Origin of the sequence: Clostridium sp. SHJSY1, from assembly GCF_031626875.1 — a bacterium.
Lineage (GTDB): Bacteria > Bacillota > Clostridia > Clostridiales > Clostridiaceae > Clostridium.
In genome coordinates, this window is the sequence record NZ_JANDMF010000082.1 from 1 (window position 1) to 11,345 (window position 11,345).

6 protein-coding genes are annotated in these 11,345 nt (G+C 28.0%); all 6 read right to left on the bottom strand.

What is annotated here, in order from left to right; genetic code table 11:
- Positions 1 to 63 precede the first annotated feature (63 nt).
- Positions 64 to 573 carry a hypothetical protein gene (locus tag NNC19_RS22635; RefSeq protein WP_310940969.1) on the bottom strand — a complete coding sequence of 170 codons (510 nt, stop codon included), beginning with the start codon at positions 571 to 573 and terminating at the stop codon, positions 64 to 66.
- A gap of 289 nt (positions 574 to 862) precedes the next feature.
- Positions 863 to 1,474, bottom strand: coding sequence for a hypothetical protein (locus tag NNC19_RS22640; protein ID WP_310940970.1), 612 nt, complete (start codon positions 1,472 to 1,474; stop codon positions 863 to 865).
- 366 nt (positions 1,475 to 1,840) lie between these two features.
- The gene (locus tag NNC19_RS22645) at positions 1,841 to 5,485 is read right to left on the bottom strand and encodes a hypothetical protein (RefSeq protein ID WP_310940971.1); all 3,645 of its coding nucleotides are present in this window, start codon (positions 5,483 to 5,485) and stop codon (positions 1,841 to 1,843) included.
- Positions 5,486 to 6,744: 1,259 nt separating this feature from the next.
- On the bottom strand, positions 6,745 to 7,590 hold the full coding sequence (locus NNC19_RS22650) for an HNH endonuclease signature motif containing protein (RefSeq protein WP_310940972.1): 846 nt from the start codon (positions 7,588 to 7,590) through the stop codon (positions 6,745 to 6,747).
- A complete protein-coding gene (locus NNC19_RS22655; protein WP_310940973.1) occupies positions 7,583 to 9,166 on the bottom strand; it encodes an AAA family ATPase in 1,584 nt (527 codons plus the stop codon). Before NNC19_RS22655 ends, NNC19_RS22650 begins: the two co-directional genes overlap by 8 nt.
- Before the next feature lie 58 nt (positions 9,167 to 9,224).
- A complete protein-coding gene (locus tag NNC19_RS22660; RefSeq protein WP_310940974.1) occupies positions 9,225 to 10,412 on the bottom strand; it encodes a hypothetical protein in 1,188 nt (395 codons plus the stop codon).
- Between the last annotated feature and the right edge of the window lie 933 nt (positions 10,413 to 11,345).

Here is an 11,345-nt window from a genome sequence, read left to right on the forward strand (position 1 = left end):
TGTTATGCAAAATTATATTAATAAAATTATATCAGCATACTATTAGAATTCTATTGACAACTACTAGCTGGACTGAAACCATTCCATATTCAGAATATTACTTGTTTCCTCAATGTTCTCAGTAATGTACTTCAATAGAAAATTATATTTTTTATGTGCCTTTTTCAATTTATTATACTCTTCTTTTTGAATATCATCTAACCTAGGTGGAATACATATTTCTAGTATTTGTTGAATATATTCTAATATTACACGATACTTTGCATATAAGTATTCAATAAAACATCCAATTTCATTAGTTGCTTGATCATTCTTAATAGAAATATATGACGGAACATATTCATCTTTCTGATATAACGAATATGTTCTATCAATGGCATTCATAATGACTAAAATTTTACTAAAATCTTGTCGCATTGTTTTTAATTTATAGCATATTTTCTTATACTCTTCTTTAGAAACCCCTTTAAAAGATGAATTTTGTAACAATTCCGAACTTTTTTGCAAAACATAGCCATTTTCCAAAATTGAATGTGCTTGTTTAGTAATTTCTATATTTTCATGTTTCTCCATAATAGTACCTCCTCAAATTCCTATTTATCTATATACATTAACTTAAATCTATTTACTAAATTGCTATTTTTCTTTCAGTTAATACTTATATAATATTTTTCACTTGCCAAATGAGAATTCTTATCTATTACACCTAATCTTACTCTCCAATTATTAGCCTAATATGCATAAAAATAGTCCTTCTATTATCATAAATGAAACAAATTTCACTACTTTCATTTAAAAGAGTCACTTGTGCTTTTATAGTTCTATATAAAATCCTTTTACACCTTTTAACTTCCACTCAAAATTAATATTTGTTGAAGTTCTTAAGTGCTATTTCTATTTCTTCATCTGTTACTGGCTTATAATTTGGATCTCTCTTATACATCTCTTCTTCCATATTAATAATACGTATTTTATGCTCTATAAACAGTTCTTTGTCTACATGGTCTTTATAATACTTTTCAGCAACATCACACAGTGTTTTGCATAACCTACGAACATCCAATCGTACCCTATATATTTTTTCACTTGAAAAATTTGAAGTAATTATGCCTCGCATATCAACATAAACACCACTATCCTTATTACTTGAAATGCATAAATCAAATTGATTAATTTTTATATGTAAATTCGATTCTCCTAAATCTGTATTTCCAGAATGAAGATAGGCACATCGTAGACAATAACAAGCTATACCATCGAATTCTGTACCCTCATATTTGTCTGCATATTTATTGTTGCTTTGATAATATGGGTAAACAAACTCATTGAACCAATCTATATAAACGCTTCTCCCCTTCTTGCCTTGGAACATAACCTTTCCACATATATCAGGTAATGTTAAAGCCAATGCTAATGCAGAGAGATAACTTCCATTATCTATAGCATTTCGTATATCTTTAAATTTTGCCTCCAATGTTTTCCTCTCCTTTTTCTATATAATTTAATCATTAAGAAATAGTTCATTAATAATTATTTTTAATCATAAATTAGTTGAAATTATGGATAAGTTCTTTATATTTAGTAATCATGATAACTGTATAATTACATTATAGCATTTTATAAATCTATAATTGATTAGTTATTAATTCTAAGTACGATTATATGGATGATTTAAAGTTTATATCCTCAGTAGATATTATACATAATAAATATAATGGGATTTTCGCATATAAAAAATTCTCTCCTCTACTAAAAAAATACCAGTTGTCATTCAGTTTTTTTATCTACACCTAAATCAATTTCCACTTTAATAACTTCAACAGGATTCTGACTAAAATATTTAATTTAATTTAATATTCGCTTCATCACTATGATTAATCAACATAACTATATTTTTCATTATAAGAGAAATCACTTCTTTATCAATTTCATTTCCTTTTTCAAGTTCTTTCTTACTAATATCTAATCCTAAATAAAACGAATCATATGCACCTTGAAAATCTTTCTGAGCCAAATTTACTAGACCCTTATTTGCACACACCATCACAAATTCATTCACATTTTTCAACCTATTAGTTTTCATAATTGAAGTATACACTTGTATACTTTTTTCATAATATAAATTTCCATTAACCAAATCATTATCTTTGACATAACAAAGTCCCGTTTGCTTAATCAAGAAAGCATATACTTCATCTATTTCACCATTTAGCCTTTTTACTTCACAGGCCTTCTTCAATAATTCTCCAGCTTCTTTTCGTAATCCTTTTTGCATTAACTCTTCTTCACTGCAAATTACCATAGCAATTATTGCTTCTATGTCCTCTGATAAAAACTTCTTTTTGTTGAAATAAAAATTATCCATCCATTTCTCACACATTATTAGTAACTCTTTCTTTTTATAGCCTCTTTCAAATAAATCCTTCCAAGCACTTAAAGCCCATGAAACATATTCAAAATGCTTCAAATCTATATCATTCACTAACATATTATAAATTTTCTCTTCATATGGTTGTCCTTTAACTAATAACAAATGATACGCTTTATACAATTCAAACAGACAATAACAACGCCCTTGAAAATAGTAATTTTCTAGCATAATAGTTGCCTTTTTATATTCTTCTATTGCCTCATCTATTTTCCCTCCTTTTTCCATCAGCAATCCCTTATTGCAATACGCATTTGCAAGCACATCAATTTCAAATAATTCGTCTGATAAAACTATTGACTCTAATATTCCAATTGCCTCATCAATCATAGGTGTTTTATTATTATTCATATTTTCTTTTTCAATTATGAATACATAGTTCAACAATGCTCTAGCTCTATTAATTTTAATAGCATTATCGCTACTACCTTCAGTAATATAAATTGCTTTTTTTACATCTTCGATGGCTTTAATCACATCATTTTCAATGGAATAAACAAGTGTACTTCTATTTAAATAACATAACGAGGCTTGATATGCATTTAATTGTAATTCTTTCGTGTTTTCCAATATATCTATTGCTATATTTAAATCCCTTAATGCATCTTGTTTTCCTCCAATTTTTTGAAAGATATGTCCTCTATTTGCATAGATCAACATCTTGTTTTCTTGCGATATTTTTTCATCAACAACTTTTCCTAATAATTCATTTAAAACATTTAGTGTTTCACTCACTATTCCCATTTTATCAAGCAATATAGAATACTTGATTTTTATATTGATACAGTCTTGAAGGTTTACGCATTTCAACTGCTCAATAAAACTTATGCATTCATTATATTTGCTTTTAGAAAGATTTAGTAGCCCATATATTTCATATAATTCTGCCTGCTTTGCCATAATCTCCAAAGTAATTATGCTTCTTCTCTCAAAATCATCATTTTTAATCATATATAATATTGAATCATATATTCCTATAGCATCTAAGATATTATTCATTTTAGTAACATCAAGGTCATTTCCAATTCTAACAATTTTCTCAGTAATTATATCTAAATCACTTTTTAATAATTCTGTACTCTTATAAAGCATAATATTATTCATTTTTTTTGCAACTATAATACTGTTTCTATCAAAATCTAGATTATCCTCAATAAACTTATTTCGAATTGTTTCTGCTACTTCAATTACCTTATCACTATAAGTATTAAAAAAATATTCAGCAATTTTTGCATTTTTTATAGAAATTTTATTTCCTTCGCTATTTCTATCTGTTCGTATCAAATCTTGCATATACCATAACAAATACAAATCTTGTAGTGCTACATTTCTTCCAAAACTCATTATACTAAGTTCATTCATTGTTAATGGTTCATTGATAATATACATACTTGATATAAACAAAACTATTTGTTCAAAAAATTTCCCCCCAAACATTTTTTTCAAATACTTCATATCCCACTGTGCCATATCTAGCTCGTCAACATCACACTTTCCTTTTTCCCATACTCTCTTACATATTTTATCAACTGCATCAAATTTATATTTTCCTAACTCCATTATAGCAAGCCGATCATTTTGAGTTGTAGTTGAAATTTCTCTCTTTATATACTCATTAAGCATATTAACATATTCTTCTGATTTGCTATCATAATTAATTGACTTAGTAAATTTAAATTTATGAATTTTTCTATATACATCAGGTGTAAATCTTAATTCATCATCATTTCTACATGTGCATAAAATATACACACCATCAGGTATTTCAGACTCTTCTGGTATGAAATTCAAGATAGAAAAATCTCCATCCTTCACAATTTCATCAATTCCATCTAAAATAAAAAGTAATTTCGAATTCTTTCCTTTCTCTCTATAAAATGATAGCAACTCACATAATTTAGTTGATGAATTCATACCATCCTTTGACAGCATTGGTAAATTCCCTCTATACAAAATTTTACCATCACGATCTATACGAAATAAATCATACATATTCGAAATAAAGTAATCAACGTTTGAAGCATATGTATCATTAATATAATACGCCCTAGTCATACAATCTGGTATTTTTATTCTATTTAAGCCATTATCATCTAGAGATGTTGTAAGTGAAGTTTTTCCAAAGCCTTCTCCCATTTGTAATAACATAATTCCTTTAGGTAAATTAGTAAACTCAATAATTTGTTTGCACAAATATTCAGGTCTTATATATCTTTGAGTTTTTTTCAACTCTTTAATAACTATATCTTCTGATGTTAATATCAAATCATCATCAACACTATTAACAAATTTTCGAACAGTATTTTGCATACATAATGATTCTAATAATCTTTTTAACTCATCAATACAACATTCATTTTTCCCTCCATTTTCATAATCAAGATATACAAATTTCTCTTTATCTCTTCTATAACAATCAAATAGATATGTTCTATTATTTTTCCTAATAATCCATGGGGAAAGACTGATGGTTTCAGTTTCATTTACAATTTTCCATTCATCTTTATCTAAAATTAAGTTCATTTGTTCAAGAACCATAACATTCTCTTTTACAAATCGAAAAATAAATTCAATTTTTTCTTTAATTGAATCAATAAATTCTTCATTTGTCTCTTGAGCAAGTGCTCCATGCCCTACCCAATCATTTCTCCATTTAACAATCTCAGAAGAGTCAATTAATTTTTTAGTCTTCTCTAAAACTCTTTTTAAGTATTCATTACTTACTATTTTGATATAAGCATGAAAAATTTTATACCAATCTCCCAATGCCAAATCTTTTTCAAAAAATTTAAATAACCAATCTCCATTCTTTTTACTGACACCATTTTTTATCTCTATCGTTGCTGCAATTAATGTTGGTACTTTCACAAAAATTTCATATGTATCCTTTGTTTGTAAGAATAATCCAAATATATTTTTATTTTGGAGTAGTTCAAACAATCTCTTGTACTCACCTGATATAATCTTTGGTAATCTATTCAAATTTTTATCATTCCATTCAGAGTATTTAATATATTCCATTTCCATCCAATTAGTATCCATTATCTTCTCCTTCATATAGCTAAGTGGAGTTTTATCCACCTAGCTATCAGTGTTTTGCTACTTTATGGTTTTTAAGTGTTGTTCCAGCTTTGCTTTTTAAACTTTTGCAAGCTTTCAAAACTTTTATTATCATATTCTGTAATCAATGTCAGCACTATATTATTTTAGTACTGAAACTTAATCTAAACTTTAGCTAATTTAGCTTTCTACATAGTTATTAATAAATTGCTTGAAGAATCTTCGTTCTTAAATTTATTTTGGGATCAATATTATTAGCACCATCAATAGATTACCTAACTTTCCATTATTTCTATAATAACTCATTTGTAACCTTTGTATTATAAACATAATAATAAAAATTAACATTGTCATTGTCATTTTTATTATTATCATTCTAAACATATCAATAAATTTCTTTTCTTGAGATTTATCCTCTTACCATTTTAACACCTTCCTTTACATAACTGTAATTACTACACAAGAACCCTATAATTTCCCACAAAGTTTCATTAACACTTCTATTAAAACTATAGCTTTGAACAACATTAGAACACTCCAACATAAATAACCTCAAATTCTCTACAAAGCTTATCCATCACAAAATATAATGGACCAATTCCAAAACCTTTGGTGCTAATTAAAATTTCATTTTCTCAAAATGCTCCATCTACTATAAACTCTTTTCCCCAAAGCTCCATAAGAGAATCAGGGAATGGACAGGTATTCCACTAGTCCACCTGATTCACTTGCTCCTCCTTGTCCACTCATATGGGTAGCTTGGATAGGCATTATGACAGGTTCGTGCCTCACTAACATAAAGCAAGTCCAAGCGTTGAATTTATATAACAGGCTATGCCTGTAAGTAGCTACGCTACCATTCATTTTCTATTTACCAATGAATTTATATTTACTATCAATACTCTATAATTTTTAGATTTAATATTTTACTTCTTCTAATAATTAAAATTGTATTTATCTATTACTCCTATTCCTATACCCTATATACCTAATCCCACGCCCAAAATAGTACAGGCTATTACCCTACATTTCTAAACTTATATAAGTTTTCCGGCAAGCTCCAACCTTCTCTAAGGTAAGAACTGTTAGGAATTAGGCTAGTCCTGCCTTTGAGTACCTGTGGTAGTACATGTACTCCCCCCTAAAAATGCTATTCCAAATGATAGACTTACTATTAAAACAGTTTCATCATTTAGAGCAACTAGAATCACAAGGCTCTACATAATTGTATTCAACTTTAGATATTAATAAAACCTTCACTTAACCTCACTTGGTATATAAGTATTAAAGAACCATTTATTATTTAATAATGCTGTATACATTGCAGCTTCCCATGAATTAAGCCATACTTTTCTATGTGATTCAATCCGTGATTCTAAATCCAACTTTATTAATTCCTCACCACCATGCTTATAAAATGTTTTTATCATAAATTTATATGAAGTAAATTCAGATGCTGCATGTGATGAATATAATTTATTAAGATGAAATGTATTAAAATGATTATTTGCTCTTTTGAATTTTACATCTTCCCATGAATTTGGCTTGTCTACATAAAAGCTAAACCCTATAGGAAATTCTTCTATAAGCTTTGCTTTAATCCATATTTCATCATCAAAGTTATCATAATAAGGATGTATGGTTTCTTTTTCTCTAGATGTAATTACTTTATCACTTTTTGCTTTATTACAATCAGAACAAGCGGCAACCAAATTGAATGGGGTTATTGAATATACTGGATATTGTGTTTTGGGTAAATAGTGATCTAATGTTGATACAGTTCTTTCACCACAAAATGGGCATATTCCATGTCTAGGAAGAAGCATTAATCTATCATAGTACTTTCTTCCCATATCTCCTACAAATTTATTTGTATAAAGCCATACCATATCATCTTTGGTGGCTCCGCCTCTAATAATATCACTTGTACTAATAGTTGATAATTCCCCATCCTTAGCAATTTCATCATAATTTATACTTTCTTGTTTTATTGTACTTTTGCTTGATAAAATCCTTGATTTTTTACTTCCATTATTCATATTACTAATGCAATCATTGAGTATTTCTTTTTGCTTATAATATGGTTTTTTTACTTTAATCATCCCATCCACCCTCTAGCTGTTCTTTTTCATACATAAGAGATCTAAGCATTGATTTGCCTTCTTCTCCTAGTTCTTTATGAAATTCGCTCAATGCACTTTCATAACTTGATCTTTTATGTATTGTATCTATCAGCATTTTATGAAATCCTGAATTCGTAACTTCAAAACCAAATATTTCACTTGTAAGAATCCCTAAGTTTTCACCAAAAGTTTCAATTTGTGGTCTATCTGCAACAAGTTCATTTCCTGATCTTCTAAGTATCCAAACACATTTTTTAGGAACTTCTTGAACTATTACAGGAGAGTGGGTTGCTATTATTCCAACAGCATTTCTATAAATAAGTAACTTTGATAATGCCCTAATAAACGCAGATACAAGTGGTGGGTGCAAATGTTCTTCTGGTTCATCTAATAACACTAACGTCTTTTCCTCAACTGCTTCAATAAGTTTTGCAACTGTAAGCAAAATAACTTTATGTCCAGAACTTAATTCTTTAAATTCAGGTGCAACCTTATCTGTAAATATTTCTGTTTCTTTCTTTTCTATTCTTTCTTTATACTCTTTAATTTCCTCATCTTGTCTTCTGGGATTCTTAGATTTTATACTTGATGAATTTATATACTTCTTTGCTGACCAACCTTTAATATTTAATTCAGTAAATGTACTATCTGACTCTAGAATTGATACTGTATCTGTCCACACTTTTCTCTTAATTGATTTAGTTATTTTATATAGACTCTGTGCAAATTCATTTGATAACTCATCATAATTTTTCATACCATTTTCTTTTGATAATCCAATATGTAAATAAGGTATTATTGGCTCTTCAATTTGTAGATATTCATCAAATGCACTAAATGATACAAATACAATATTGGAAAAACTACTACTATTCCACTTCGTATCAACAGTTCCATAAACTTTTGTATCTTCATCAGATTCGAGAGAACGTAACATGTTTTTGAGTAAGGTAGTTTTTCCAACCCCATTCTTTCCAATTAATACATGAATATTTGTTGGTGGCATCTTTTCTGGAACAACATCGAATGTTAACTGAACTTTTTCTTGCCCTTCATCATCACTATACCCAGCAGGAAGATAACTAAATTTATATTGGGATAACCTTGCACCACCACCTGCCATTCGGTGATATTGCCCTTTTACCATACTTATAGTTGTATCCCTTAATAAGGATATTTGTGTTACATCATATTTTTTTACTTTATCAAATAACTCTAAATCACTTGCTATATCATTTAAACTTTTAAGAATTATTTCTCTCATATTTTTTTTACTACGAAGATTCTTTAAATTTTCATAATAATCATCACTTAGCCCTAATGAGAAAAAACCTTCTTCCAATTCTATGAATGAAGTTGGCAATTTTGGCCTTCTCCCCTGTCCTTTTTGCCCAATCTTGACACCTCCAATCCAGAATCTTTCTCCATTTTTGCTTATATAAGTCATCATGTAAAGTGTAGAATATGTAAACCAGTCATCCCAATCATCTTGTACTAAATAAACTGTATCACAATCTGTACATTCATTATCTTTAGTCACTACCTTAAAATTCAAAATCTCATCACCTCTTATATTTTATTAGCTTAATTTAATTTCAATATGTAAAACTACTTCAATTATCATTAAATATTTCAGAAATTTCATGTACTTGTGAACATAAATAGTTATCAAATTTTGAAAATGTACATTCTTGATAAACTATATCTTTACCTGCCAATCTTATTTGTGAAGTATATCCATTTGAAAAACAACTATTAATAAAGCTATATTTATCTACATGAATATCAAAATGAACAAGTTTTTGATATTCAGCCAAATTAATTGGATTAGTTAACTTGATATTTTTGAATATTTGTCCATATTTATTTATACTATTTTCATAAATATAGTCACCAACATACTTTATAGGTATTGCTAAATTAATACATTGCATATATCCAATAATACTTCTTTCTAATTTCTTTGACACATAAGCCACTCCATCAATTTCAAGTTCTTGCAAACATTGCATTATAAGTTGTGATATAATATATTCTGATTTGAATTGTCTATTACTATTATTAATAGAATATGAGGTAGCATATATAAGAGGAAAAATTTCAATCATTGTTTCTACTAATTTAAAATTTTCTTTTTCACTCCCATCATTGGATAAATATGCTCCAAGACCATTTATAAGCATTTGATCACCAACAAGATTTAAAATCTTTAATTCTCCTGGAATTTTATACGATGAAACATTAAATTCGCTATCTTGTGGTTTATTCATTTCTAACCAACATACATATGAAGTAGTTCCTAAGTATAAACATGGAACCCCAGGAATACTAAACCTTTGTGTCTTTATTAATTCTCTTTTATCAAAAGGAATATGCAACATATCATTTTTTTTAAATGTTGTATTTCCAATCCTAGCTTTAAAAAAACTTAATTCAGTAGTATTAAGTTCTTCATAATGCTTTTCATGATTAGGAGTGTGTATCTCTTCAAATGGAGCAATTCCTCTAAATGCATAATTTTTATCTAATTTAGATACTATAAATGGTGTGTTTTTATATTTAATTAGTAAATTTAATATTTTATTCTTAGCTGTATCTATATCAGCATTGTAATAACACTTTAAACTTTCAATTATTAACTGAACATTTTCTTTAACATTTTCAATCATGTCATCTGAGCGATTAGTTATTTTATTAATCTCTTCTATATACTTATCTAACATTCCCCTTAAATGATTAACATATTCATAATCATTATCCAATTTTATTGGTAACTTAAACTTATTAAGTTCAATTTTCATATTTACCTCCAAATACTAATTATTTAATATTTCATTTTTAAAAATATAGCAATATTATTTAAAAATGATTTCTAATTGTAATTTAATTTATTTTCTATAATTTATCATCAGTTTTATTTTAACATCTTATTTTACATTTTTGTAATTATTTATATAAAAATTTACTATTAACCTTTGATTCTATTACTAATTGCGTCATTACAATTGTATTTTTAAACAACCTTACTTAAAAAATATAACTTCTCCCAAATTTCCTATCAAACTTGTCCAAAGAAAATATAATAGGCCTATTCCCAAACTCTTGGTCCTAATTAAAAATCATTTCCTTTAGATGCTACATCCACTATAAATTCTCTTCCCCCAAAGCTCCGCAAGAGAATCAGGAAATGGACAGGTGTTCCACTAGTCCACCTGATTCACTTGCTCCGCCCTGTCCACTCATTTCGTGGACATATCGGTAGCTTGGACAGGCATTATGACAGGCTCGTGCCTCACCTAACATAAAGCAAGTCCAAGCGTTGAATTTATATAACAGGCTACGCCTGTAAGTAGCTTCGCTACCATTCATTTTCTATTTACCAATGAATTTATATTTACTATCAATACTCTATAATTTTTAGATTTAATATTTTACTTCTTTTAATAATTAGAATTATATTTATCTATTAATCTTATTACTATACCCTATATACCTAATACCATTAATACCTTGGGCACCTAATCCCACACCCAAAATAGTACAGGCCATTACCCTACATTTCTAACCTTATATGAGTTTTCCGGCAAGCTCCAACCTCCTCTAAGGTAAGAACTGTTAGGGATTAGGCTAGTCCTATCTTTGGGTACCCGTGGTGGTCATAGCCATCAAGCTTGCTTATACAAAATATAGAAATTAATCTAAGAATAATTTTTATATTCTTCTGGAAATTTATA